The following is a 24,341-nucleotide window of genomic DNA, read 5'->3' as shown; positions in this document are numbered from 1 at the left end:
TCCCTATGGCTACTGGTCAGCAAATCGGCCGTCTTCTCCTCATTCAGATTGGCGACGGCGCTTCCCCTGAGGTTTTCAAAAATCTCTGCGGCATCACCACGCGCAGCTTCAATATGTCGGCCAATAGCGTCGACACCACGATTCCTGATTGCAACAATCCGGAAGCAACGCCTCAGAAAACCGGCGTTCCTGGAATCAAGCAGCGCACCTTTACAGGCTCCGGTAAGTTCGTCGCAGGCGCAGACAGCGCGACTTTTATCAATCATGTGAATGATGCGACCATCTTCAATGCCCGAGTGATCGTTCCGGGTCTCGGTTCTTACACTGGCCCTTGGTTTGTTACCGACTTCGAATTCAGCGGCGAAGCTGAAGGCATGATGGACTTTTCAGCGACCTTCGAAGCGGCCGGCCCGCTTGAATTTGAGGCTGAGGTATAAGGATGCAGATCCCTGTAAACGGGGCTCGCGGCGAAGTCGGCGTCACCATTGGTGGCGTCGATATCGTGGTTGCAGCAACCATGGGCGGCTTAGCGGCGGTATCGACAGAGCTGGGCTGCAAGTCGATGCAAGATCTCTTTGACCGCCTTTCCAACGTCGAAGTCGCAGCTGCGATGTCAGCGATTCGTCATTTGACAGTTCGCGGCGATGCTTCTGCTGCCCTAGCAGTTCTAAAATTCGGCCATTTTCCGGCCCTCTCGAAAGCCTTTGAGGCAGCGCTCGCGCACCATTTCAAGGATGATCAATCGGGAAACGGGGAAGCCGGGGCGACAGTGTAGAGGCGGAGTTTCCCTGGCGAGAATGGCAACAGTCAGCCTTTGGCGTCTTGCGATGGACGCCTGATACTTTTTGGAATTCGTCACTGAGCGAATTTCTATCCGCCTTGGAGGGCTTCGCGATAGCCCGCGGCGGCAAGAAGCAGATCGATGCTCCAAGTCAGGATCAGCTGGACGATCTTATCAGCAAATACGGAAGTTAATTTCAGGCCGCCTCGTGCGGCCTTTTTTTTTAGGAGGTCCGCGTGGCCGACGAAAACAATAACGACGATATCATTCTTTCGATCTCCGCTGATGTGGCGTCCTTGCGTCGCGCGCAAAAGCGTATGGAAGAGACCATGAATGCCATTGGCAGGAGTTCAGATAAAACGCTGAACCAGATGGCTAAAACTGCCGATCAGAATTTTCGACAGATTGAGGAAAGCGCAAAGCGTCTGCGCAGCCAGCTTGATGCCAGCTTTAACAAGCCACTGGGGAGCGGCATAAACAAGGGGGTGGCTGCTGTTGGCTCTGTCGTCGGCTTGAACGAGCTTCGTAAGCTCACCGACACATGGACCGATTTAACGTCGCGCGTGGATCTGGCTGCCGGCTCGACCCGTGAAGGCACGCAGGTCATGGACCGCCTCGGCCAAATGGCACGACGCACATATTCGGATCTGACGCAGACCGCCGAAAGTTACCTTTCCAATTCGACAGCATTGCGCGACCTGGGTTATTCGACCAACCAGTCACTGGATTACACCGAAGCGTTGAACAATGCGCTCGTTGTGTCGGGTGCGAAAGGTGAGCGTGCCGCGCGCGTTATTGATGCGTTGGCGAAGGCGATGGCTGTCGGCAAGCTGTCCGGCGATAATCTGAACACTGTCATCGAAGTTGGTGGCCGTGCGGCCGAAGCACTTGCAGCTGGACTTGGCACAACAGTCAGCGGCCTGCGTGCTCTCGGCTCTCAGGGCAAGATTACCGGCAACGACATTGTAAAGAGCCTGACGAGCCAAATGGCGGTTTTGCGGAAAGAAGCCGAAGACATGCCCGCCACGATCGGCGATGGCTTTACACTTCTGAATAATGCGCTGCTTCAATACGTCGGCAATGTAGATAACGTGACGACGGCATCGTCGACCATGTCGCAAGCGCTTATCCTCATCGCCGACAACTTCGATAAAGTTGCCGACGCTGGTATGCAGGTGGCGGCGGTGTTTGCTGGTGCTATTATCGGGCGTTCGCTTGGCGGTTTGGTTCGCACGCTCGGATCGACAACTGCTGCAGTCGTAAAGTTCACTCAGGCGATGAAAGCCGCGCAGAGCGCCGGGCAAATGGCGTCTGCTCTCGGTGGCCTTGGTGCTGCTGCCGGTCCTCTCGGCGCCATCATCGGCGGTGCGCTGGTTCTTGCTGTTGGCAATTACACGCTGAAGGCCATGGAAGCGAAGCAGAACTCTGATCAGCTGCGCGCCGAAATGGAGCGCCTCGGCCTTGCGGCACCCCAGACTGCTGAAGGTATCGATCAAGCTGCGGAAGCGCTCGATAAACTAACTGATGCTGCCAAGGCACGTAAGCTCAAGAATATTGCTGACGAGCTCGAGCGGTTGCGTAAGGGTGGTGTCAATTTCCTTGGCACAATGTTCAGTCAAGGTGATGAACTCGACACCATTGCCGCGATAGTTAAAAGGCCGCTGGAAAACGTCTATCAGAACGTTACTATGCCGACTGCGGACAAAGACGCTCGTCGCGAGATACTCAACATAATCTCGGATCTCCAAGAGTTCCAAATTACCGCGGAAAAAGCGAAGGAACGCCTTGAGGCTATAAACAACACGCCCGTTAGTGATGCCGTTGTTGATTTGAATAAACAAGTCCTTGATGCCATTTCTAACATGTCCGGACTGCAGGCAATGTCGACGAGGGTCGGCGAAATGCCAGAACTGACTGCTGCCACTCAAAAGGTACACGATTTAGTCGAGCAGCTTGATGTGCTTGCCACAAAGGGCGAAATCAGTCCGCAGTTAAAGGCTGACACCCAGGACATCATTGATAAGTTCGTTAAAACTGGTGGCAGCGCAGAGGATGCGGTGCGCGCAATCAACGGCCTGTCGCAAGCAAATCCTGACATGAGCCAGTTCTTCGCGAAAATGGCTCAGGCAATTACCGTCCTTGGTAATGTTCGTTCGGTGGCAGCGGCCGCTTTGCAAACGATGCGTGAAGCCTATCCGCTCGGTCCCGATGAAAATAAGGCATCTCGGGCAACCGCAGATCCTTATATTCTACAGCGTAAAGCTGAGAACGAAGCTGCCGCAGAATATGAGCGCAATGCACTGCGAAAAGCTCAGCTAGGCAAGGATCAGTTCGCACTCGAGAACAAGATAGCAGAAGTTCGGAAGCGTTCTGAATCGGACAACGCTAAGCTTACCGAAGATCAGATTAAGCGCATTGCTGAGGCTGAACTGGCAGGCGACAGGTCACGAACCGCTGAAGGCAAAAAGCCAAAGAAGGAAAAGAAAACACCCGACGATAAGTTCGACGGCGACCTTCAAAGCATCACTGACCGGACATCAGCACTGATTGCCGAGACAGAAGCTCAACGCCAGATTAATCCTTTGATGGACGATTATGGCTATGCGGTCGAAAGAGCGCGCACCGAGCAGGAATTGCTCAATGCGGCGCAGAAGGCTGGTGTGGAAGTGACACCGGCACTGCGCGCTGAGATTGCCGCAACCGCTGAACAGTGGGCGCTGGCTACTGTCGAAGCCAATCAGCTGAGTGAGGCGCAAGCCAAAATTCAGCAAAAATCGGAAGAATGGCGATCGACCGAGCTTGGCGCGTTCAAGGGTTTGGTCAGCGATCTCGCCTCAGGCAAGGATGCAGCTGAAGCCTTTGCGGACGCGTTAGGCAAAGTCTTGGATAAGCTTCTGGATATCCTGTCCCAGTCGCTGTTTGACGGCATCTTCGGTACGTCGGGCAGCTTGCTGGGTGGTCTTCTTGGACGTAAGGACGGCGGCCCTATTCCCGGTTATGCAGGCGGAGGCCGTGTTCGTGGTCCTGGTGGCCCAAGGGACGACAAGGTGCTCATGTGGGGCAGTAACGGCGAATTCATGATGAACGCCAACGCCACGCAGAAATTCTTGCCGATTCTCGAAGCCATGAATGCGGGACGACTGCCCGAGTTCAGTAATGGTGGAAAGATCGGCATTCCTGCACCGATGACCCCGCGGGCATCGATACCCGTGCCGGTTATTCCTTCGGCCGCTCAGTTGGTCGCGGGAAGCTCCAGCACCGATAACTCTCAAACAGACAACTCGGTGAACAGTGCTCCGGTTATCAACGTCAATGTAAGCGGTGCCACTGGTAACGCCGAGGTGGCCAATATGGTGCAGCAAGGCGTGGCGCAGGGAATTAAGACTTGGAGCGAGAGCAGTAACTTCGTTCTGTCCGTGACGGGCGGAATTCGGCAGGCCAATAAGCGTGGCTTATTACGTTAACAACCGGGTGACCAGTGTGCCACCCATTTTTATATGAGGCTGAAATGAAATTGTTTTTTGTAACTCGTGAACCAGACAATTGGTCTGATGGCGATCTTCGGATAGTCGATCCAGAAGCGGCTGCTTATTCAAACACGCTCGACGCAGCCAATGAAGCTGAGAGGTTGGCTCGAACCTATCCAGGCGAACGCTTCATCGTGTTCGAAGGCATCGCAAAGCACTCGCTTGAGTGCGAGCCAGTGCCAGTGGTTAGGACACAGCTTTAAGTAACATTAAATCCGGGCGGCCTTCGAGCCGTCCATAAATACTTATTGGGGAAACATGAAAAGTTATAAATTACTCCTGTTCTAGCCTTAATGTGATTTCCTTGTTTTCTTCTTTTTCGCAACTGGCAGAACAATAGTTTGCTCATATTCCATCCGAGCGTTTCTAAGCCGGAGAGTCTTTTCAATTCGAGCGTCCATCTCGACCTGTTGTATAGCGCGCGCAGTGCGATCTATTCTGGCTGCGATGGTTTCTTTAACAGACGAGGTTGGCTTAAAGAGTGTCTCTTTTGTGTAGGTTAGTTGCGTTTCAATGGACATAAAAGAATTCCTTTTGAAGTAAAAAAGGTCAGGCAACGCCTGACCTATTAAGTAAACTTCTTTCAACAGTGCCAGTACATCCGTGGTCAAAGGAAAGAAGAATACTATTTATGCAGCCTGGAGGTTACCAGCCGACATCCTGCCCGATTTGTTGTCGCGTTCCAGATCGTAGCCGATTTTCTGGCCTTCGATGAGTTCGCGCATTCCGGCGCGCTCGACGGCAGAGATGTGAACAAAAGCATGGAGGCCGCCATTATCAGGCTGAATGAAGCCGAAGCCCTTGGTGGAATCGAACCATTTAACTGTGCCAGTGGTCATAATAAACCCTTTCATAGCAATAAAGATAGCAGCACGCATTTGCGTGACGCAAAGTGATAACGATTTTTAAAAGGGGGTTCGTTCAGGGCGCGACGCTAAAAGCGCAATAAGCAAAACACATCAAGAAAATATCGATAATTAATACCTAATATACTCATCGGATTTTGTCAAATTATATTTATGAATTATTTCATAATAACAAATATCTAACATTTTAATAAAGGCATAACAAAACCAATATTTAAACAAAACTTATTACGGCGAGCCCTCCCGGACGGTGAACTCTCCGACGATAAAGCTGGGGTAACTAGGCCGCCCCATATGCCGACGTAGCTTCAGGTAATGGAGCGATATCAGCACGATGGTCACGCATGACGCCCGTCATAAAATTCTGCAAAACTAGTTTCGACTGGTGAAAGAGTGGCCCGGATAGCGGCTTCATTCTTAACGTTACATAACCAGCCTTAGCCATCATTTGATTAAGGATGCGGTTGCTAATGTGGAAGTCGACGAGATGGATATTGGAAGACATGGAGTCCTCCTTTCAAGTTGCGGGTACGGACGATCTAGTCCTGCCAGCGAACCCGAGTAAAAATCTAATACTGACAATCTAGAGTCCGTCATTTTCGATATAATAGCAAGCTAACAATTGAGGTCACTTAAAGGCAGACTTTTGCAAATGTGTTTGCTGGCTGAGATTTTGAGACAGTTATTTCTTACATCTAGCGAGCCTTACAAGAAGCTCTTCGAATCGACTTTCGTCCTCATCCAGACTTACGCAATTCATGCGCCGCAAAGTGTCTCCAATTGAAGCGATATCCGTGCTTCGCCGCAATATAATCGACAGGCTTTTTGAAACTTCGCCTACGGCTTCTGCCGACCTACGCATTTCATTTTTTACTGACACAGGCGAGCTCCGGTTACATTCTCGATAGCGGAACACCATTCAGTCGATTTCGTTCCAATTTGAATGGTTATCTGACTAATCTATTTCGCACTGAATTCTAGGACATTCCATGATCGATCTTCCAGCAAGCATCGGCTTCCAGCCGTCCTATCCTCAGCTTACGATTCCGACCAGCCAGACGAAGTACGGCGGCAGAACTATATCAACAGTGCAGTACGCTGATAGCTATCGCACCGTGGAAATGGAAACTGTGCCACTCACAGCCGGGCAAGCTGTTCAGCTTCAATCCTTCATCGCGGCGGCTAAGGGCGGCGCTGAAACGATAATTTATCGACCGACACATATTTGCATCCCGCAAGCCTATTGGGGCGACGCTGATAAGCCTCAGATAAGCGGCACAGCCAAGCGCGGAGTAGTGACAGGCGGATACACAGTTCAACTGAATAACGTCGTTCCGGGCTTGATATTAAATCCAGGAGACCTGTTCTCACTTCAAAGTGGCGACTATCGGCAAATGCTGCAGGTCGTCATTGGCGGTGTTGCCGCCAGCACGACACTGACTGTCAAGGTCGATCAGCCGATATCGTCTTACGTTGGCGCTGGTGCAACGTAACCGCCCGATTGTTACCGTGGGGAATATGTCTTGACACGTTCGACGACTTCTTGGTCATCGACAAAGCATTCGAGGAATTCTTGCCATTTTTCGGCTGATTGACGCGCGTCGGCGAGTATCTGTCTGAGTTCATCGATGCCGTCGTCCGTTAGAGCGGAAGTGGTTTGATCCTCGCCGGTTACGACAGTGACTATATTTCCATAAGTCAGGTTATCGTCATTGCGGATGATCGCATACAGAAGGTCAGCATCCTCGTTGAGCATTTCAGCGACATAGTCTGTGGTGTAGAAAAACGTGACCGTGGCCATCAGGCTGCCTCAGCATGTTCTGCTCCGAGAGGCACCCAATTCCATGGGAGCAACTCATCGAGCCGATTGATTTTGTGATCGTGAATGCGGTCGAGCACATCGGCCAGATAAGCCTGCGGATTGAGACCGCTCATCTTCGCCGTTTCAATGATCGTCATGGCACGTGCCAGAGTTTCCGCGCCAGTATCAGCGCCTGCGAATAACCAGTTCCGACGTCCAACACCAATGGGCCTCAGGGCTCGCTCCGCAGCGTTGTTGTCTATGGCCACACGACCGTCCTCCAGGAACAGGCAGAGTGACGGCCATCTGCTCAGCCCATAGCGCAAAGCTTTCGCCAGTTCGCTTTTGCCCGGAATGCTAAGCAACTGCTTTTCCGCCCATGCGCGCAGTTCCTCGACCTTCGGCTTGCTGTGCTTTTGGCGCGTGGCGAGCCGTACATCGGCGGGCCGGCCTGCAATATCCCGCTCGATATCATACAGCGCTCCGATCCGATCGAGAGCCTCGCGCGCAATCACGGATTTGTTCGCGACCCAGATATCATGAAAGTCACGCCGCCAATGCGCCCAGCAGGAAGCCTCGCGGAAGCGGCAGTTCCCACCCGCATCAGGTTCGTATAGTTTTGCGTAGCCTTTATAACCATCAGCCTGGAGGATGCCGCTCGCTTCTCGCAGATGATGATGGACGTGCTCTTCCTTCCAGTCGGGAGCGAAGTAATAAACCGCACCCGGCGGTGCGCCGCCTGCCCATGGACGCTGATCGCGGACATATGTCCAGATCCTGCCCTTCTTCACACCTTTGCCCAGTTCCTTGTCGCGCAGTGAGCGATCCAGCACCCGGATCGGGGTATCGTCAGCATGGAGGAGATCACTTTTCATGATCTCCTTCTCAATTCGCTCGATCAGCGGCCGAAGCACTTGCATGGCACGACCGCACCAGTCCACCAATGTGCTGTCAGGTATATCGGCACCCATCCGCGCGAAGATCTCGTTGAGGCGATAGAGCGGCAGGTGATCATCGAACTTCGAGACCAGGATATAGGCCAGAAGCCCGGCACCCGCCATACTGCCGGGTATTGGGCGGCTGGGCGCAGGAACCTGCACCATTTTCTCGCAGCAACGGCACGACCTCTTTGGTCGGGCGATCTCAATGACCTTCATCGTCGCTGCGATCATGTCGAGGATTTCGCTGACATCCTCTCCGACAAGGCGCAATTCTCCGCCACAGGCAGGACAACAATGACCGGGATCAAGTTCCCGGCGTTCGCGAACGGCATTTTCCGATACGCGCGGACGTCGACGCAGAGGCCGGGGCTGTGAAGTCTCCTCCGGGACGCAAGCCATCTCGTCTTCAAGCTCTTCAACGGGCGCAGCCTCGTGTTCGGCACTGGCGATCAACAGATCCTCCAGCGCCAGCTCCAGTTGCGCAATTTCCCGCTCAATCTTTTCAGAAGACTTGCCGAAGACCTGTTTCTTCAGCCGGGCAATGCGCAGCCTCAAACCCTGGATCAGGTGATCATGCGCTTTCAACGCCGCCGACATCTTCGCATTCTCCGCCTGCAAGGCGGTGATCATCGCCTTCAGAAAGGCTGGATCGTCAGGAAGAATTGAGCTCGCATTCGACATGATCCTGACTAGCATAAGTCAGGGCAGAACGCCATAAAAACAAGTAGTTTCAGTAAGATAAAAATCAACCGACACGTGCCGGCGGAGCACCCCAGTCCGGACGCCTCCAGTCTATTCCTTCCCATAGCATCGCCAGTTGCGCGGCTGTCAGTCGAGCCGTCCCATCGGCCGCTGAGGGCCAGGGGAAACGGCCTTTCTGCAGAATTTTATAATAAAGGCAAAATCCCTGGCCATCAAAATACAGGAGCTTCACCCGATCACCACGCCGCCCGCGAAAAGCGAAGACCGCTCCGCCAGTTGGCTTCTGACGCAAGACATCCTGAGCCAACATCGAAAGGCCCTCAATACCCTTCCTCATATCTGTGACGCCACAGGCAAGGTAAACCCGAACGCCGGTGCCCGGTCCAATCATGCCTGTTCCACCGCCCGGATGAGCCGCGTCAGCACCGCGCCTTCCACTTGGCTGTCAAAACAAAGACGGCGGCCGCAGCGCAATTGCAATTCAACCATTGAGGATGAAGCATCGACGGAACTGTTCGCCTCAGAGCCGGACGGAGCGGCAGTCATGTCAACGGGAAGAAACAAGGGCTCCGGCGAGGGAGGCAGAAGCCCCTTCCTCTTCAACTCGCTACGCCACATATAAATCTGCGGACGCGATACATCGTGACGTAGCGCAACTTCTGTTACGGTCGCGCCATCAACCCCAACCGAATTGACTATCGCAAGCTTCTCTTCGGCCCGCCACCGACGTCGGCGTTCGTGGCCCAGTATCTCCATCCGCATCGTCTACCTCAATCTCAAGACACGTCATTAACGACGTCGCTAAAGACGTGTCTTACGTCACGAGGCCTTGCTTAAACAGGCGGTAGCAATCGGGCCGTTACGGTGCAACCGTGCGGTTTAAGCGTCCCGAGATGAACACTCGACTCGTGAAGGACAGCTTTCAAATGGCAAGCGGTCATTTTCCGACGGCCAGTTTCAAATTGATTGAGGTGCCGAGGTGATTAATTCCACGACCCGAAATTTAACGCCGCTTATAGCTTTTTAACGAGCTTTCAGGCACAAAGGTTAAGCTGCCCCTCGCACGAGAACATGCAACATAAAGTTTATTTCTTGTCTGAGCATTGATGTTTCGAAAATCACCGGCCTGCCAAGCTCTCACGTTAGCAGGGTTGAGTACGACACAAACGTCCTGATAACGGTCGATGCCCTTAGATGCGCCCCAGTTATGAGAATGACAATCGTACTTATGATGCTCCTTCAAAAATAGTTTCACAGTATCAGTGTCTTTAAATATTCTAGTGACTTCATCTGCGTCGTCCTGGTAGCTAACAACAGTCTCGCGCCCATCGTGAGACTCGATTGAAATCCCGATTTTATCAGTAATAAAATCGCAGACACTTTTACTGCATCTATAACTTTTTATAAGACTTTCCGTGTCGACATTTAGATTTGCATTTTTGAACCGGGCCTTATAGCTGGTATAATCACTATGAAGGTTGGAGTTCACATTGCCGTCAAGGCTAGTATCGAATGTATGCTGGAAAAAATCACCCACAAAAGTGATCCTGAGCTGTGCTTTACTAATCGCGATCAAAAAATTAAAATCATGCCCCGAGAAGTCTTGAACCTCGTCGACGAATAATACATCGAAATACTTCTCCACTCGTGCAATGACGTCGCCCATCAGTTTCGATTGCTCAATGAACTTGGCTAGCCTGTTTGAATATACTCGTCTGCTGGGAGAAATAAAACGGCGATCATCCGCCAGTGCATACCTTGGGAAAGGTGCAGGCAACTTAAAGGTTATGCCTTTTGTTTGCTTCTCAGCCCTAAGAAATGGTTTATAGCAAAAACTATGCAAGAAACTAAAATATGTGTATATTTTTATATTAGGTGGCATATAGCCAAATTGTAATAATACCCTCCTTCGTAGGTTTTCATAATTTGCCTCAGTGTATGTAATAATTAGGAACCGCTTTTCCGCATCCAGTTGATTTACCAAATGTGATGTTTTTCCGGCTCCCGCTACCGCAAAAATTACGCTCTTATCCACTTGATCGCCATCCTCATGTAAGCCGGAGTTACGAGCTCATCTCCTTTATTGGCGAGCAAATGGAATGCGGCATCTGTTTTGTTTTTAAGCATATACTCTTCAACAGTCAGTTTTTTGCGACCTGCTGAAAACTCTGCCTCACAGATTACCGTATTATCACGGTAAACACAGACTTCGAAAGTATAACGCTCATCATCTTGATCCGCAAAAATCTGGATATAGTCCGATACATATTCTGCGTAATTATCTACGCAATTCGCTTGATAGTCACCATCGTTATCTCGAATAGCCGCAACCTTGATGCCAACTAGCCTGGCGAGTTCGAGATAACGTTTAAAACTTGTTCCATCCACCGATATCACATGGACGCCGTCAGCCTCAGTTGTGGCTCCGCCCGTACTATTCTTGTATAAGCTATCCATTAAGATGAATTCAGCATCCCCCTCGACGAGTATAGCTTTATTGCAAAGTGCAAGCTCCAGAACATTATTATCGGGTGCCTTCATAAAGAAAGTAGCGGTGTCCGCAGTTAAATGTTGAAGTGACGTAGGGCGATCAGCATTATTCTCGCTCAGTATAAGAACTTTTTTCAGATTTAGACGGGTCGCAATAAAGCTGCTGTGGGTCGCTATAAAAAGCTGCTTTTTAACCGAAGCTCTGATGCGGTCAATAAGCTTATGCATATGCACAGGGCTTAGGTGGTTCTCAGGCTCTTCGAGTAAAAGAACATCTAACATGTGCTCGCGGTTCTTTAGGGCAAACTCAGTTTTGATAAAGCACTGTCTTCCCTTACCCTTATTATCAATAGGTATATTATTCTCAGTGATTATGATATCTGTATCGACGTTCGCTTTATGACTTGTACGAATGTCGAAGTTGTATGTATCCAATTCATCGTTAATTGACTTAAGCACCTCATTTTTGAACTTTTGTTTCGCCTTTCGGTACTCATAACTATTAGCATTACGCTGCGCTACAGAAGCATGAGATGCGTACATCTCGCGTGTGTATTCCCGAGTGGCATATTCATTATTAATCTGAGCGCTATCTATAAGTATATGTTTTATAGGTTTTCTAAATGGAAATAATGCTTCGTCTGCAAAGGTGAGAAACTGAATGGCATAGTATTCGAAAGGGAAACTATCATTACCTTGAGCGAGTACAGCTTGTATTTCCTTTGTGAACTCCTCAACTGGTCGACAGACCATTTTTATGCCAATATGGTCAATTCTCTTGCTATTGTTTCGGCCATCTAATTCGGGCTTATCGGTAAGACCTTCAAGATATACTTCAACTAAAATCTCGGGTAGATCAGCAATTTTCCTATCGCCTTTTAGAAATTCCGAAATGCAATCCTTATTGAATAAAGATTCGAGACCTACTGATTCAAGTTTGCTTCTGCTAGCGCTAAGTGCGTAGTCCAAGGCTTGAAGAATGGAACTTTTTCCAGCTTCGTTCTCACCGACTAGAATATTTAGTTCAGGGTCGAACTCCACTTCATAATTTTTAAAACGTTTAAAGTTTTTCAAAATTAGTGCTTTAACAACCGCCATAATCGATGCCCCGCATATAGATATTCAATAGATGGCGTTCATTCCGAAGAATAGGAAAAATCTGCCATTTCACTTCCCCAGCTTCTCGGCCAAGCGCTCCTGTGCGGCCGCTGAGCGGGCGGTGTTTTCTACGATAGCCGAGATGCAAAACATGAAAACGCCGGTCACAAGAGCTGATGCTCCGTAAACTAGAAAGAATACGCCGCCACGGTCTAGCGCTGCGAGTCCGACTATAGCCAGGAGCGCAGCCGCAACCAAACTAAAAAGACCAATGAGTTTTGCGGCATTAGCAGCCATGTTTGCCCCCAAATGTTGTTAATGGAATTTAGATCGCACCGTTAGGGAGAGGCAAGTGAAAACCTCGCTTTTGAAGTAGCTGTACGTGACGAAAAGCTTAGTGCTTACTACAACCGCTTATAGTATCCTTGAGTTTCGTATCTTTTAGCACCATTTCAAATCCAAAAAACAAACTGTCTCCAGGGATTTTCATTCTAGCACCGACTGACCTCGCGTTTATCAAACGCTGGAGTTGCTGCTGATCAAGTTCGAACAATGAGCTACTAAATCTAGCCGTCGGCGTCGGTTTTTCATAAAACGTTGGGCGGAATTCATGCCCATCTGCAATTACAGTAAGCTCGTGTTCAGTTTCTGCAATTACATCAAGCCTAGGCGGCTGGAGGTAGGCAATGAACACCATATCTCCTTTTTCGCATGCAGCTATAATCTTATTCTCTCCGAAGTAACTCTGTTGCCTTAGAAGGAGATAATACTGGCCGTCAGCATTCTTATACTCAGACGATTCGTCGTAAACGAATTCGTTTAAGACCCCTAAATTCTTAAGAATTTCATGATCAACCCAATGTATTTCTTCAGGATTGGTCTTTGACATAAATGAGAATAGCTTTGTATCGACATTAACTTCTCGCAGATATTCAGTTACCTCTGCGGATAACAACTGAGAGATGGATGTTGCAGTAGTGGCTTCAATCCCACTGGCATTATCGAATGCGAACTGATGGACACCTATACGGCTGCTTGGGTCTAAGAAGCGGAATGTGGCCCCCAAATAAATCAATACACATGCACTTGCGCAATCGCTTGCATGACCATTTTCAGAAACTGCAGAAGAAACAGTTATTGGTAGTATCTTTGGCAGACTCGCTAGCAAGCGACCTAGTTCCAAACCTTCCTGAAGAGATCCTCCAGGAGAGGATAACATGACATGAATATTTGTACCCGGTTGTTCAATATTGCTCTGCCGAACTGCGTTCCAAACCTTCTCAGCATCACCTGTTACAATAGGACCGGTCAAATGCACTCCAATGCTAGGGCCCATGGGACCATTTGATTTGTCTATTCGAACGTCCATCGCGCTGGCTGAAGATACAAAACCAAAGACAGCGCATAAAAACCAAATAATTTGATGCATTTCACGATAGCCTGACGAGTTTGCTAGTGGCTGATCTACCAAAATCTATTTTTGAAACTTATTTAAATTTCTAACTATGCCCTCATGGTCAGGTGTGTTGATGAATTCAATGTTGGCTGCTGTGAAGGCATTTTCAATTGCATGTAGTGTACTCGTATTAACGCTAAGGAGCGGCCCACCTAATTTCTCAATTCTCTTGATTGTTTCCTCGGACAAGCTCGATCGCGTAGCCAGGTCAGATTGTTTCCACTTAAGAAATGCGCGAGCGGCTCTCACTTGATCAGCAGTCAGCATAAATACCCCTCAGGTGTAAAAAAATACGCTTCAGGTGTTGACACTCTAGGTGCATTAAAATACCTTTAAAGTGTAATTAGCGAGGACGCAACGCAAACCGCCAAACACAGTTACCAAACTATTAATCGAGGAGACCATCATGCCACGCACACCTGCGCCGGCCGGCGGCGAAGCCTTGTCCGATAGAGACAAGATATTTGATAATGAGGAGAAGATATCAGAGCTGCACCGTCTGGCCATTGCGACAGACGAAATCATGCAGGCCTTCCTCACAGAGTTTCGGGCCTACCGGCAGATCAATGTCAAAGGTCAAGAACTGGCTTACGAGCCGCTGTCGGACATGCTGGAAGTGATCGACATAAACATTGCGAATATACGCTGTTCATCGCGGGAAGTCCGTAAAGCGTTCTACGGCTGAGGGTGGCAGCATGAAAATCCGCATCATGACCTACGACAATATCTTCCACGAAGGCGCGACCGTTTTCATCAACGGCAAGGCATTCGTTCTCGGCAAGCATCACGATGCCATTGGCTGGGAACTTCATCACGGCGGTGAGCACGTAGCGACTTACAATCGGCGCCAGCTCATCAAAATCATCGAAGGCATTAAGTTTAAGGAAACAGCAGCATGACTCCTCAAGAACGTCTGGTACAGGCCGTTAACGACAACAACGCGTTGTCGCTCATTCTCACCGACCTCTTTGACAAGGACGACGTGCGGCAGGACTTCCTCGCGCGTCAGATCGCTCACAATGCCGATAGACTGCAGCGCGCACTTGCAGCGTGGCAGAAAGAGCTGTCCGACGAGGTTCCGTCGTGAGTACGGGATATAAGAGGAACCTGCGGGGTAACCACAAGCCGTCCACGAAAGAGCCGTCGTATTTGAAAACGCTTAAACGGCGCGTGGTCCGTAACGACCAGGCTGCGAAAGCGCAACCGCGAGTGGGGTCAGATTAATGGACTTAGTATCATTCGTTATTGGCTGCGTCTGCGGCATTGTCGGATCATGGTCCGTAATAGCCATCATCGTCTATACCGACCCGCGTAGGCGTTAGAAATTCGGTCCCGTAGCTCAGCTGGATAGAGCACCGGCCTTCTAAGCCGTAGGTCGCAGGTTCGAATCCTGCCGGGATCGCCATTGTTTTCGCGTCTCACCAGCGCGAAGTACCACGCACGAGGAAGGAATACGCCACCGGCTATCAACAGCCGGTGGCTGCAAAAATCAACGTCTTCTGAGAATGAAGAAATAAATCAGGACAACAACGACAAGCGGCACACCGAAAAGCCACATAACGCCAGCTGTGAGCATAATGATCTCCTTGTTTATCAATAAGAAAACGAGATCGAAGCGTTTTTGTTCCAGCTGCATGAATCAATAAAGGACGGCGTTATGCCCGGCACCACCCGTAAGCCGCCGTCCTCCGTAATCCGGAGAGCCACGAGGAGACTTTCGCCACCAACTCTCCGTTTCCTTTCGGGTACCACCCCGACAACCGGCATATGGCCTTCACCAAGCCTTGTGTCAATTGCACTTAACTAGGAGGCCAAATGCCCGAAGACAATTCGTATCATAACCCCTCTTCGCGATTGATGTCGCTTGCGGAAGTCACCGAAGCCACGACCATGTCACGTTTCCTAATTGCGGCATTGGCAAAAGAAGGTCATTTTCCGAAGCCGATTCAACTGACAGTGAAGCGCATAGCCTTTGTCCGCGCTGAGGTTGACAGCTGGATTGACGAGCGCATCGCAACTCGCAAATGAGCCAGATAGCCACGGTGTATAATATTGCCGCACGTTTCTGTGTTTCGTGGCGACACGGTGGCTATTTTCGATTTTCGAGAACTTCAAGGATGGGGTCTAAGTCCTTGATTTTAAATGGTCGGAGCGGCGGGATTCGAACCCACGACCCCTTGACCCCCAGTCAAGTGCGCTACCGGGCTGCGCTACGCTCCGAACCATGAAAAATCACTAGATTATAAAGGTTTAAACCGCAAGCCCTTAAAATATGAAAAAAGAACAAAATGAACACAGATGCATGGCGTGTCTAGTGTCAGAACAAAAAACGCCCCCCTCGCCCTCCCGCTTCAGACAGAGCGTGTTGCGGATCTATTAAATGAATGGGCATGAACCTCAGAATAGCGTAAAAGCCGCTCAATTCATGCTTGCAGTCGGAAAAAATAACTCTATCTAAGAACTGCGCGGGACGACCCGCGTCTGTGTTCACTATGGGACGGCCCATACCCAAGGAGCACCATAATGGCATGGGTTTATCTTGTACTTGCTGGCAGCCTCGAAATCGTCTGGGCCTATTTCATGAAAAAGTCGGAAGGCTTTTCGCTGCTAACGCCAAGCATCATCACAATCGTTACAATGATCGGTAGTTTCGCCCTGCTTTCCGTTGCAATGCGCAGTCTGCCGCTTGGCACTGCTTACGCTATCTGGACCGGCATCGGTGCCGTGGGTGCCTTCATTGTCGGAATCGTCATTCTGGGTGAGGCTGCAACTTTTTTCCGTGTCGCCAGCGTTACTTTGATATTGGCAGGCATTATCGGCCTGAAATTATCATCATCATAGATTTGAAAAAAACAAAAGGGAGGCAAGAGCCTCCCTTTTATCTTATCGAACCTGATCCAGCAGGCGCTTGCACTCTAGAAGATCAAAAAGCGCTTCCTGCAACAAGCCCCGGTTATCCTTGGATGGACGCTTACCATCGGCGCCGATCGGGCCATCCTCCTCACCTTTCAACAAGCCAAAAAGCTTGCGAGCCGGTTGCGGTGGTTTGATGCCATTTGGCAGCGCCATTTCATTATCAGCAGCGTTTTCCATCGCCTGCTTATCAGCCACCGCCTGTTTCTGGCGTGTGATCGCTTCAATGGCCTGCACATCGCCGTTGCCAAGCGCAATAATGAATTGCGCATTGTTTTCACGAAGCAGACGCTGCACGCCCTTGATCGTGTAACCCTGATCATAAAGCAGATGACGGATGCCCTTGAGCAGTTCCACATCAAGCGGACGATAATAGCGGCGTCCCCCACCCCGCTTCATGGGCTTGATCTGGGTAAAGCGTGTTTCCCAAAAACGTAACACATGCTGCGGAAGATCAAGATCCTCTGCAACTTCACTGATAGTCCTGAATGCATCAGGGCTTTTGTCCATCTGCTTGCCCTTTCCAGTGGTTTGGCTTTGCCGTTCAGCAAGCCTGCCAGCCCAGATAGTTCAAATGGCAATCGGCACATAACTCAGTGCCAGCCAAAATATCATAATAATTGGACGCGTTTAACATAAAATTGCTAAACGAAAAGCCCCAATTAATCGCTTCATTATATTAGAGAAACGAGTCACTCCATTTATCCATTATATAATAGAATAACTTTATAAGCACCTGTTCAAATATGACAGGAAGAAAGAGCATTTCCAGCAAAAGTGCGAAGCGGTTTTGCGCGGGATAATGCATGAAGACAAATAGATAGGGCCTTTCCGATGGTTCAATCAAAACAGGCAATGCTCTAAGACCGGGATCTTCAAAAACGAAAAAATCGCCCCGAAGAGCGATTTCATAAAAATTCTATTTTATCTTTTAAAACAGCTATTTCGCCGATTTTGCGCCGCGTTTCTGGTGTTCTTGCAGGATACGCTGCTTGAGAACATTTGATGCTTTGAATGTCATGACACGACGTGGGAGAATTGGAACTTCCTCACCGGTCTTCGGATTGCGCCCGATGCGTTCATTCTTGTCACGAACCTGAAATGTCGCAAAGGACGACAGTTTTACAGTTTCGCCGTTCACAATGGCATCACAGACTTCGTCGAGAATCATTTCGACCAAAGCTGCCGATTCTGTTCTGGACAAGCCTACCTTTCGGTAAACAGCCTCTGCCAGATCAGCGCGTGTGACCGTCTTACCTCCCATGACCGAACCTACCTGGTTAGCGTTTGAACAGATAATATCCTTAAGTGACAGGAGGTTACACAGATAAACGGCCTTCGGTCAAGCCGCGAGTTTCCTCGCGGCCTATCAAATTTCCAATTACCAGCGCAACAAAACCGCGCCCCAGGTAAATCCACCGCCCATTGCCTCCAGAAGAACGAGGTCGCCCTTCTTGATCCGGCCATCCGCAACCGCTGTTGCGAGCGCCAGCGGAACGGAAGCCGCAGAGGTATTTCCATGGATATCAACGGTGATCACCACCTTATCCTCGGCAATATTCAGCTTTTTCGCTGAAGCGTCGATGATGCGCTTGTTGGCCTGATGCGGCACAAACCAGTCAATATCGTCAGCTGTCAGGCCTGTTTCTGCAAAAGAAGCCTCAATCACATCGGTGATCATGCCCACGGCATGTTTAAAGACTTCGCGGCCCTCCATTCGCAGATGACCGACTGTCTGGGTCGTGGATGGACCACCATCGACAAACAGTTTCTCCTTGTGATTGCCATCGGATCGCAGGTTTGCAGTCAGAATACCACGATCAGACGTCAGCCCCTTGCCTTCGGATGCTTCAAGCACAAGTGCGCCTGCACCGTCACCAAACAACACACAGGTCGTGCGGTCATTCCAGTCGAGAATGCGCGAGAATGTTTCGGCACCAATCACCAGCACCCGCTTGGCCAGACCGCCACGGATATAAAGATCGGCCGTGGTTATGGCATAGATGAAGCCGCTGCAAACCGCCTGCAAGTCGAATGCGAATCCGGTCGTGATGCCAAGCTCACGCTGAATCTCCACTGCACTGGCCGGAAAAGTATGATTTGGGGTCGAAGTCGCAACAAGCACCAGATCGATATCGGATGGCTGAAGGCCTGCATTTTCCAATGCAGCACGTGCGGCATCTGCGCCCAATGATACGGTGGTTTCGCCCTCGCCTGCGATGTGGCGCTGGCGAATGCCTGTGCGCTGAACGATCCATTCGTCAGAGGTTTCTATAACGCCTTCAAAATCAGAATTTTTCATGATCCGCTTGGGGAGAGCAGAACCAATTCCTCTTACGACAGATCTTATCATCGTTTTTCCTGTCCTAGCCTGACTACAGCGAAACACACGTATGCTGGTCAAAATTAGTGCCCGTGTATTGGGGGGCCTTATTTACTTAGCTGCTTCCATTGCCGTCAGTAGACGCAGCGTGCGGATGACTATGATGGAAATGCGCCAGATCCGCTTCAATTTTTTGGAGAAGCTTGTTGCGCACCATGTCATAACCGACTTCAATTGCAGAACAAAATCCTTCTGCGGTCGCACCGCCATGGCTTTTAATGACAACGCCACTCATGCCAAGCAACACACCGCCATTGACTTTGTTCGGGTCCATTTTCTCGCGAACACGATCAAACGCACCTTTCGCAAAAATATATCCGATCTTGGCAAGGAGCGTTCTGGACATGGCCTGACGCAGCAAAGTTGCCGTCTGACGCGCAGTCCCTTCAGCGGTTTTGAGTGCAATATTGCCGGTAAAGCCTTCGGTCACGACCACATCGACTGTGCCCTTGCCAATGTCATTGCCTTCGACAAAGCCGGTATATTCCAGACCTGCCAAGGGGGTATCCCGCAAAATCTGCGCGGCTTCCTTGATCTCATCAAGGCCCTTGATCTCTTCAGTGCCAACGTTGAGCAGACCCACTGTTGGCTTACGAACCTCAAACAGCGCGCGCGCCATGCCAGCGCCCATGACGGCATAATCAACAAGCTGTCGCGCATCGGCACCAATCGTTGCGCCGACATCCAGCACAATGGTTTCGCCGCGCAGGCTTGGCCAGATGGCGGCGATTGCCGGGCGCTCGACATCGGAAAGCATACGCAGGCAGAATTTCGACATTGCCATCAGTGCACCGGTGTTTCCAGCGGAAACACAGACATCGGCATCGCCGGTTTTTACCGCTTCAATTGCCTGCCACATGGAAGACTTACCACGCCCCGAACGCAGCGCCTGACTTGGTTTGTCATCCATCTTGACCGCAACCTGACTGGCGCGAAATTCAGATGCAGCCTGAAGTTTCGGATACCGCGCAAGCACCGGTTCAACCTGTCCGGCAAGTCCAAAAAAGATAAACCGGGTATCAGGATGACGCTCAAGCGCCTTCGCCGCACCAGGGATGACCACTTCAGGGCCAAAATCACCGCCCATGGCGTCAATCGAAATTTTTATCACTCTTGATTATTCCTGTGCGATCCCTAGCCCAAACCTGCTTATACACGCAGAGGGCTTCTCCGCGAAAATAGTGTTTTTCCGGTCGCGCACAACCAGATTCTCTCAACCATCGGTTAAATCACGGCTTCTTAGACCATTCCGAGAGCTTTGCAAAAGGCGAATCAGGCTTATCTTCCTCACCCGTATCACCAAAAACGACTGGTTCAGCATCCACTGGCAGGCCCGGCTTGCGCGGATATGGATCCAGTGCCAGTTCAAAAAACTCTTCGGCAACCGCACCAATATCAATTTTATCGCCAACAAACGTCTCAGGAATATCTGCGCCATCCGCGTCGAGCAGCAATTCACCGCTCTCATCAAGCTGGACTTTGGCCAGACGCGAATCTTCGGGCACAAAAATCGTATCGACATCCTCCGAAACACTCGCATTGATTGGCTCGAGTGTCACACCGCAAGACTGAACGACTTCGGCTTTAATGGTACCGCGCAGGCGAACGCCCTTCTTTTTCCAAGGCGTCAGCAGAAACTCGGCATCAAAGGATTTAACCGCCTGAAGGCCGTGTTCAGATGCCAATGCGGCTCTTTCCTTATCATTGGTTCCAATGTTCACCGTCAAGCCCTTCGCGGGCAGATGAAGAACCGGAACGGGATAGCTCAGTGCCGGTTTATCAGTCATTCTCGTGTGCCTTTATTTCCATATCAGTTGACGTAAACGCCATTTTCTCCGCATCCATAAAGGATATGTCGCCCGCTGCCAAAGCCTGATCTTCGATTTTTTGAAGATCATCACGGCAGGCAAAGACATATTCACTCAAATAGTGAGATTGCGGCCATAATTCGAGATCGGGGCGAATATTTCGTGTCAAAGCAGCTGCGAGCGCATTCCTGTCATTGTCGTCGAGGGCCGTACCATAGGAGTTGACGCGCCCATAAAACATGCGTGCAAGCTTTTTCATGCGCTTTGGAACACCCTGATCACCGATTCCCAATTCGCGCAGGGAATGATCGACATCCTTGAAAAACTCGTCTGCAATGTCCTGCGCGAGCGGCATGAGCGGCGAATTTTCGCCCTTCATACGATGCAGGGCCAGAAAAATATGCACCGACAGCATCTCATAGCGCCCCAATGGCGTATCAGGCACCTGAAATTGTGCATAAAAACGTTTTTGCCGCGCCGCCGCCACGATCGTCTCGTAAACGCGAAGCACAACTGTCTCATTTGCCTTAGATTTGCGGCGAAATAGTCGAAGAATCATTATCGTACGACCGTACTTGTTGCATCCAGAAGCAAGGTGGTTTACCGAAGTTCACCCGACGGCGAAAGTGCCGCGCTGATATTGAATGTATGGAGAGGTCTTTGTTGCAGCGAATTTTCCCAAGCGCACGCACACAGCGTGCCCTTCTCGCAGGCACGGCAATTCTCTTTTCGGCGGCTCTTGCCGGTTGCAACACTGCATCCACGCTAAATCCGTCGGAAACGATCACAGAGGGTTACGTGCTTGATCCACAGGCGCTCGACTCGGTGCCGGTGGGCTCCAGTCGTGAACAGGTGCTTCTGGCACTTGGTACGCCATCGACGACGGCGACCTTCGACAATGAAGTGTTTTACTACATTTCGCAGAAGCGTTATCGTGCGGCGCAATTCATGAAGCCGAAGATTATTGACCGTCACATCCTTGCTATCTACTTCGACAAGGACGGCAAGGTCGATCATATCGCTAATTATGGTCTTCAGGATGGCAAGGTCTTTGATTTTGTCTCGCGCACCACGCCAACAGGCGGCAAGGATCAGACCTTTATCGGACAGATTATTCAGGGCGTTGCAAAAGCCCCGACATCGCTTCCGGGCGGCATGAGTGCGGGCGGCAATAATTAATCCTGCAAATTCATCGCTGGGGCATGTCCAACGAATCCATCAATTGCAGGAAATGCTCTTAAAGAAAAACCCGCCTAACGGCGGGTTTTTTAGTGTTTAAGCATCAAGCCGAATGCGCGAGCACTGCGAGCAGCAAGAGCGCCACAATGTTGGTGATCTTGATGGCCGGATTAACGGCTGGTCCGGCCGTATCCTTGTAAGGATCACCGACAGTATCACCCGTTACCGAAGCCTTATGCGCTTCCGATCCCTTCATGTGTTTGACACCATCAGCATCGGTAAAGCCGTCCTCAAAGCTCTTCTTGGCATTATCCCAGGCACCACCACCGGATGTCATGGAGATGGCCACAAACAAACCGTTGATGATGACGCCCAGAAGCGATGCGCCAAGTGCCGCGAAAGCAGCCGCTTTGGAGCCGGAAATCAGCAGCACGCCGAAATAGACGACAAGTGGGGCTAGAACCGGCAGGAGCGAAGGAATAATCATTTCGCGAATGGCAGCTTTGGTCAGAAGATCGACAGCCCGCGCATAATCAGGGCGATCCTGTCCCGTCATAATGCCCGGCTTTTCACGAAACTGGCGGCGCACTTCCTGCACCACCGCACTGCCCGCGCGACCGACAGCCGTCATCGCCATGCCGCCAAAGAGATAGGGAATAAGACCGCCAAAGATCAGACCGGCAACCACATAAGGATTGGAAAGCTCAAACGACACCGGCCCCATATTCGCAAAATATGGATAGGTTTGTCCGTTAGCGGCAAAATAAGCAAGATCATTGGAGTAGGCCGCAAAAAGCACCAGAGCACCGAGACCCGCCGATCCAATTGCATAGCCTTTGGTGACGGCCTTGGTCGTATTGCCAACAGCATCAAGCGCATCGGTCGATTTGCGCACTTCGGGATCCAGCCCCGCCATTTCCGCAATGCCGCCTGCATTATCCGTGACCGGACCGAAAGCATCAAGCGCCACGATCATGCCCGCGATGCCAAGCATGGCTGTAACAGCAATTGCCGTACCGAACAGACCTGCGAGCTGATATGTGCTGATGATACCACCCACAATCACAATTGCAGGCAGGGCAGTTGATTCGAGCGAAACAGCCAGCCCCTGAATAACATTGGTGCCGTGGCCGGTAACCGAAGCCTGTGCGATCGAGTTGACCGGGCGCTTGTTGGTGCCGGTATAATATTCGGTGATCACAACAATCAGTCCCGTCACAATCAGACCGATAATGCCACAGATAAACAGGTTGGTGCCGGTGATAGACATGCCTGCAACCACGCCGACCTCGCCCCAGCCAATTGTCAGCGTGTTGGCGACGGCAATACCCACGATGGAAAGCAGGCCTGTTGCAATCAACCCCTTGTAAAGCGCACCCATAATGGAGCCATTAACGCCGAGTTTAACGAAAAATGTGCCGGCAATCGACGTGATGACACAGGCACCGCAAATGGCCAGTGGATAGAGCATCACGCTTGAAAGCATATCCGAGCCAGCAAAGAAGATCGCGCCCAGAACCATCGTCGCAACAACTGTCACGGCATAGGTTTCGAACAAGTCCGCTGCCATGCCAGCGCAGTCACCGACATTATCACCAACATTGTCCGCTATGGTTGCCGGATTGCGTGGGTCATCTTCCGGGATACCTGCTTCGACCTTCCCAACCAGATCGCCGCCGACATCAGCACCCTTGGTGAAGATGCCGCCGCCAAGCCGCGCAAAGATTGAAATCAGCGAAGCGCCAAAGCCAAGTGCCACGAGGGCATCAATAACGGTGCGGTCGGAAGGCGCATAGCCCATCCAGACCGTCAGAATAAAATAATACACCGAGACGCCAAGCAGTGCGAGACCGGCGACAAGAAGACCTGTAATAGCGCCGGATTTGAATGCGAGTTCCAATCCTCCCGCAAGACTTAAGGAAGCTGCCTGCGCCGTGCGCACATTTGCACGCACAGAGACATGCATCCCTATGAAGCCAGTCAAGCCAGACAGGACGGCTCCGATGAGAAAGCCGATAGCGGCAGTGATCGACAGCAGATACCAGACTGCCAAAAAGACGACGATGCCAACAATGGCAATCGTGGTGTATTGTCGGGTAAGATAGGCTGATGCGCCTTCACGAATGGCACCAGCAATTTCCTGCATGCGCGCCGTGCCCTGATCCGCTGCCAGAACAGACCGCGTCGCCCATATGGCGAAAAGAACGGAAACTACACCACAGGCAATAACAAGAAGAAGAATTCCGATTCCCATTTAGGCCAACTCCCATTGAGTGCGCACCAGCTATAGACAGATCGCTCGCAATCAAGTTTGCAATTGCCTGCACACATTGGCGCATGAAAGGCCCGAAACCCCTCCCCGGACCTGGAATAGCGGCAAGGAAGAACCTGAAGCC

General features: G+C 50.7%; 30 protein-coding genes and 2 tRNA genes. 13 read left to right on the top strand and 19 right to left on the bottom strand.

The window, feature by feature from the left end:
* Window positions 1-5 precede the first annotated feature (5 nt).
* From OPR82_RS05190 to OPR82_RS05170, 5 genes are read left to right on the top strand one after another with little or no spacing between them, the layout of a single operon-like run.
* Window positions 6-437: a phage tail tube protein gene (locus OPR82_RS05190; RefSeq protein ID WP_265983414.1), complete on the top strand. Its 432-nt coding sequence runs from the start codon at window positions 6-8 to the stop codon at window positions 435-437.
* 2 nt (window positions 438-439) lie between these two features.
* Window positions 440-775 carry a hypothetical protein gene (locus OPR82_RS05185; RefSeq protein WP_265983413.1) on the top strand — a complete coding sequence of 112 codons (336 nt, stop codon included), beginning with the start codon at window positions 440-442 and terminating at the stop codon, window positions 773-775.
* Window positions 742-975: a phage tail assembly chaperone gene (locus OPR82_RS05180; protein ID WP_171379820.1), complete on the top strand. Its 234-nt coding sequence runs from the start codon at window positions 742-744 to the stop codon at window positions 973-975. The genes OPR82_RS05185 and OPR82_RS05180 overlap by 34 nt, the downstream gene beginning before the upstream one ends.
* Before the next feature lie 42 nt (window positions 976-1,017).
* Window positions 1,018-4,245, top strand: a complete 3,228-nt coding sequence (locus OPR82_RS05175) for a tape measure protein (protein ID WP_265983412.1) — start codon at window positions 1,018-1,020, stop codon at window positions 4,243-4,245.
* A 44-nt stretch (window positions 4,246-4,289) separates the two neighbouring features.
* Window positions 4,290-4,511, top strand: a complete 222-nt coding sequence (locus OPR82_RS05170) for a hypothetical protein (protein ID WP_265983411.1) — start codon at window positions 4,290-4,292, stop codon at window positions 4,509-4,511.
* Window positions 4,512-4,598: 87 nt separating this feature from the next.
* Here OPR82_RS05170 and OPR82_RS05165 read toward each other — a convergent pair whose 3' ends face one another.
* The 3 genes from OPR82_RS05165 to OPR82_RS05155 form a co-directional block, all read right to left on the bottom strand.
* The gene (locus OPR82_RS05165; protein WP_265983410.1) at window positions 4,599-4,829 is read right to left on the bottom strand and encodes a hypothetical protein; all 231 of its coding nucleotides are present in this window, start codon (window positions 4,827-4,829) and stop codon (window positions 4,599-4,601) included.
* Window positions 4,830-4,937: 108 nt separating this feature from the next.
* Entirely contained in the window at window positions 4,938-5,147 is a 210-nt protein-coding gene (locus OPR82_RS05160) for a cold-shock protein (RefSeq protein WP_265983409.1), read from the bottom strand.
* A gap of 307 nt (window positions 5,148-5,454) precedes the next feature.
* Complete coding sequence (locus tag OPR82_RS05155) at window positions 5,455-5,679, bottom strand: hypothetical protein (protein WP_265983408.1); 225 nt, start codon at window positions 5,677-5,679, stop codon at window positions 5,455-5,457.
* Between the two features lie 484 nt (window positions 5,680-6,163).
* On the opposite strand from OPR82_RS05155, the gene OPR82_RS05150 reads away from it, so the two are divergent.
* The gene (locus OPR82_RS05150; RefSeq protein ID WP_265983407.1) at window positions 6,164-6,667 is read left to right on the top strand and encodes a hypothetical protein; all 504 of its coding nucleotides are present in this window, start codon (window positions 6,164-6,166) and stop codon (window positions 6,665-6,667) included.
* An 11-nt stretch (window positions 6,668-6,678) separates the two neighbouring features.
* Here the strand turns inward: OPR82_RS05150 and OPR82_RS05145 are convergent, their stop codons facing one another.
* From OPR82_RS05145 to OPR82_RS05110, 8 genes are all read right to left on the bottom strand, one after another.
* Window positions 6,679-6,975 (bottom strand): hypothetical protein, encoded by a 297-nt coding sequence (locus OPR82_RS05145; RefSeq protein ID WP_265983406.1) that lies wholly within the window; start codon window positions 6,973-6,975, stop codon window positions 6,679-6,681.
* Window positions 6,975-8,597: an IS66 family transposase gene (gene tnpC, locus OPR82_RS05140; protein ID WP_265983404.1), complete on the bottom strand. Its 1,623-nt coding sequence runs from the start codon at window positions 8,595-8,597 to the stop codon at window positions 6,975-6,977. Before tnpC ends, OPR82_RS05145 begins: the two co-directional genes overlap by 1 nt.
* Window positions 8,598-8,661: 64 nt before the next feature.
* Window positions 8,662-9,009, bottom strand: a complete 348-nt coding sequence (tnpB, locus tag OPR82_RS05135) for an IS66 family insertion sequence element accessory protein TnpB (protein ID WP_011982990.1) — start codon at window positions 9,007-9,009, stop codon at window positions 8,662-8,664.
* The gene (gene tnpA / locus OPR82_RS05130) at window positions 9,006-9,380 is read right to left on the bottom strand and encodes an IS66-like element accessory protein TnpA (RefSeq protein ID WP_265983403.1); all 375 of its coding nucleotides are present in this window, start codon (window positions 9,378-9,380) and stop codon (window positions 9,006-9,008) included. The genes tnpB and tnpA overlap by 4 nt, the downstream gene beginning before the upstream one ends.
* A 241-nt stretch (window positions 9,381-9,621) precedes the next feature.
* Entirely contained in the window at window positions 9,622-10,653 is a 1,032-nt protein-coding gene (locus OPR82_RS05125; RefSeq protein WP_265983401.1) for an AAA family ATPase, read from the bottom strand.
* Window positions 10,638-12,206, bottom strand: a complete 1,569-nt coding sequence (locus OPR82_RS05120; protein ID WP_265983400.1) for an ATP-dependent nuclease — start codon at window positions 12,204-12,206, stop codon at window positions 10,638-10,640. The genes OPR82_RS05125 and OPR82_RS05120 overlap by 16 nt, the downstream gene beginning before the upstream one ends.
* A gap of 69 nt (window positions 12,207-12,275) precedes the next feature.
* Complete coding sequence (locus OPR82_RS05115; protein WP_265983399.1) at window positions 12,276-12,503, bottom strand: hypothetical protein; 228 nt, start codon at window positions 12,501-12,503, stop codon at window positions 12,276-12,278.
* 97 nt (window positions 12,504-12,600) lie between these two features.
* On the bottom strand, window positions 12,601-13,635 hold the full coding sequence (locus OPR82_RS05110) for a COG3904 family protein (protein ID WP_265983398.1): 1,035 nt from the start codon (window positions 13,633-13,635) through the stop codon (window positions 12,601-12,603).
* A 433-nt stretch (window positions 13,636-14,068) separates the two neighbouring features.
* On the opposite strand from OPR82_RS05110, the gene OPR82_RS05105 reads away from it, so the two are divergent.
* From OPR82_RS05105 to OPR82_RS05085, 5 genes are all read left to right on the top strand, one after another.
* Window positions 14,069-14,347, top strand: a complete 279-nt coding sequence (locus tag OPR82_RS05105) for a hypothetical protein (RefSeq protein ID WP_265983397.1) — start codon at window positions 14,069-14,071, stop codon at window positions 14,345-14,347.
* 10 nt (window positions 14,348-14,357) lie between these two features.
* Entirely contained in the window at window positions 14,358-14,561 is a 204-nt protein-coding gene (locus tag OPR82_RS05100; RefSeq protein WP_265983396.1) for a hypothetical protein, read from the top strand.
* Window positions 14,558-14,749, top strand: coding sequence for a hypothetical protein (locus OPR82_RS05095; protein ID WP_265983395.1), 192 nt, complete (start codon window positions 14,558-14,560; stop codon window positions 14,747-14,749). Before OPR82_RS05100 ends, OPR82_RS05095 begins: the two co-directional genes overlap by 4 nt.
* A gap of 241 nt (window positions 14,750-14,990) precedes the next feature.
* Window positions 14,991-15,067: transfer RNA gene (locus OPR82_RS05090), tRNA-Arg, on the top strand.
* A 410-nt stretch (window positions 15,068-15,477) separates the two neighbouring features.
* Entirely contained in the window at window positions 15,478-15,690 is a 213-nt protein-coding gene (locus tag OPR82_RS05085; protein ID WP_265983394.1) for a helix-turn-helix transcriptional regulator, read from the top strand.
* 115 nt (window positions 15,691-15,805) lie between these two features.
* Here OPR82_RS05085 and OPR82_RS05080 read toward each other — a convergent pair.
* Window positions 15,806-15,882, bottom strand: a tRNA-Pro gene (locus OPR82_RS05080).
* A gap of 303 nt (window positions 15,883-16,185) precedes the next feature.
* Between OPR82_RS05080 and sugE the strand changes: the two genes are divergently transcribed.
* The gene (gene sugE / locus OPR82_RS05075) at window positions 16,186-16,503 is read left to right on the top strand and encodes a quaternary ammonium compound efflux SMR transporter SugE (RefSeq protein ID WP_265983393.1); all 318 of its coding nucleotides are present in this window, start codon (window positions 16,186-16,188) and stop codon (window positions 16,501-16,503) included.
* Window positions 16,504-16,545: 42 nt separating this feature from the next.
* Here the strand turns inward: sugE and OPR82_RS05070 are convergent, their stop codons facing one another.
* The 6 genes from OPR82_RS05070 to OPR82_RS05045 all read right to left on the bottom strand — a co-directional run bounded on the left by OPR82_RS05070 (window position 16,546) and on the right by OPR82_RS05045 (window position 21,325).
* Entirely contained in the window at window positions 16,546-17,085 is a 540-nt protein-coding gene (locus OPR82_RS05070) for a MerR family transcriptional regulator (RefSeq protein ID WP_265983392.1), read from the bottom strand.
* A gap of 430 nt (window positions 17,086-17,515) precedes the next feature.
* Window positions 17,516-17,839, bottom strand: coding sequence for an integration host factor subunit alpha (locus OPR82_RS05065; RefSeq protein ID WP_265983391.1), 324 nt, complete (start codon window positions 17,837-17,839; stop codon window positions 17,516-17,518).
* Window positions 17,840-17,956: 117 nt separating this feature from the next.
* Window positions 17,957-18,928, bottom strand: a complete 972-nt coding sequence (locus OPR82_RS05060) for a beta-ketoacyl-ACP synthase III (protein WP_265983390.1) — start codon at window positions 18,926-18,928, stop codon at window positions 17,957-17,959.
* A gap of 85 nt (window positions 18,929-19,013) precedes the next feature.
* Entirely contained in the window at window positions 19,014-20,069 is a 1,056-nt protein-coding gene (gene plsX, locus OPR82_RS05055) for a phosphate acyltransferase PlsX (protein ID WP_265983389.1), read from the bottom strand.
* A gap of 118 nt (window positions 20,070-20,187) precedes the next feature.
* Window positions 20,188-20,745 carry a YceD family protein gene (locus OPR82_RS05050; protein ID WP_265983388.1) on the bottom strand — a complete coding sequence of 186 codons (558 nt, stop codon included), beginning with the start codon at window positions 20,743-20,745 and terminating at the stop codon, window positions 20,188-20,190.
* On the bottom strand, window positions 20,738-21,325 hold the full coding sequence (locus OPR82_RS05045; RefSeq protein WP_265983387.1) for a ubiquinol-cytochrome C chaperone family protein: 588 nt from the start codon (window positions 21,323-21,325) through the stop codon (window positions 20,738-20,740). Before OPR82_RS05045 ends, OPR82_RS05050 begins: the two co-directional genes overlap by 8 nt.
* 101 nt (window positions 21,326-21,426) lie before the next feature.
* Between OPR82_RS05045 and OPR82_RS05040 the strand changes: the two genes are divergently transcribed.
* Complete coding sequence (locus OPR82_RS05040) at window positions 21,427-21,945, top strand: outer membrane protein assembly factor BamE (RefSeq protein ID WP_265983386.1); 519 nt, start codon at window positions 21,427-21,429, stop codon at window positions 21,943-21,945.
* Window positions 21,946-22,048: 103 nt separating this feature from the next.
* Here OPR82_RS05040 and OPR82_RS05035 read toward each other — a convergent pair whose 3' ends face one another.
* Window positions 22,049-24,199 carry a sodium-translocating pyrophosphatase gene (locus tag OPR82_RS05035; protein WP_265983385.1) on the bottom strand — a complete coding sequence of 717 codons (2,151 nt, stop codon included), beginning with the start codon at window positions 24,197-24,199 and terminating at the stop codon, window positions 22,049-22,051.
* Window positions 24,200-24,341 lie beyond the last annotated feature (142 nt).

Source organism: Ochrobactrum chromiisoli (assembly GCF_026241335.1).
Taxonomy (GTDB): domain Bacteria; phylum Pseudomonadota; class Alphaproteobacteria; order Rhizobiales; family Rhizobiaceae; genus Brucella; species Brucella chromiisoli.
The sequence above is the reverse complement of the archived record's forward strand: the minus strand, read 5'-3'. Positions and strand labels throughout refer to the sequence as shown.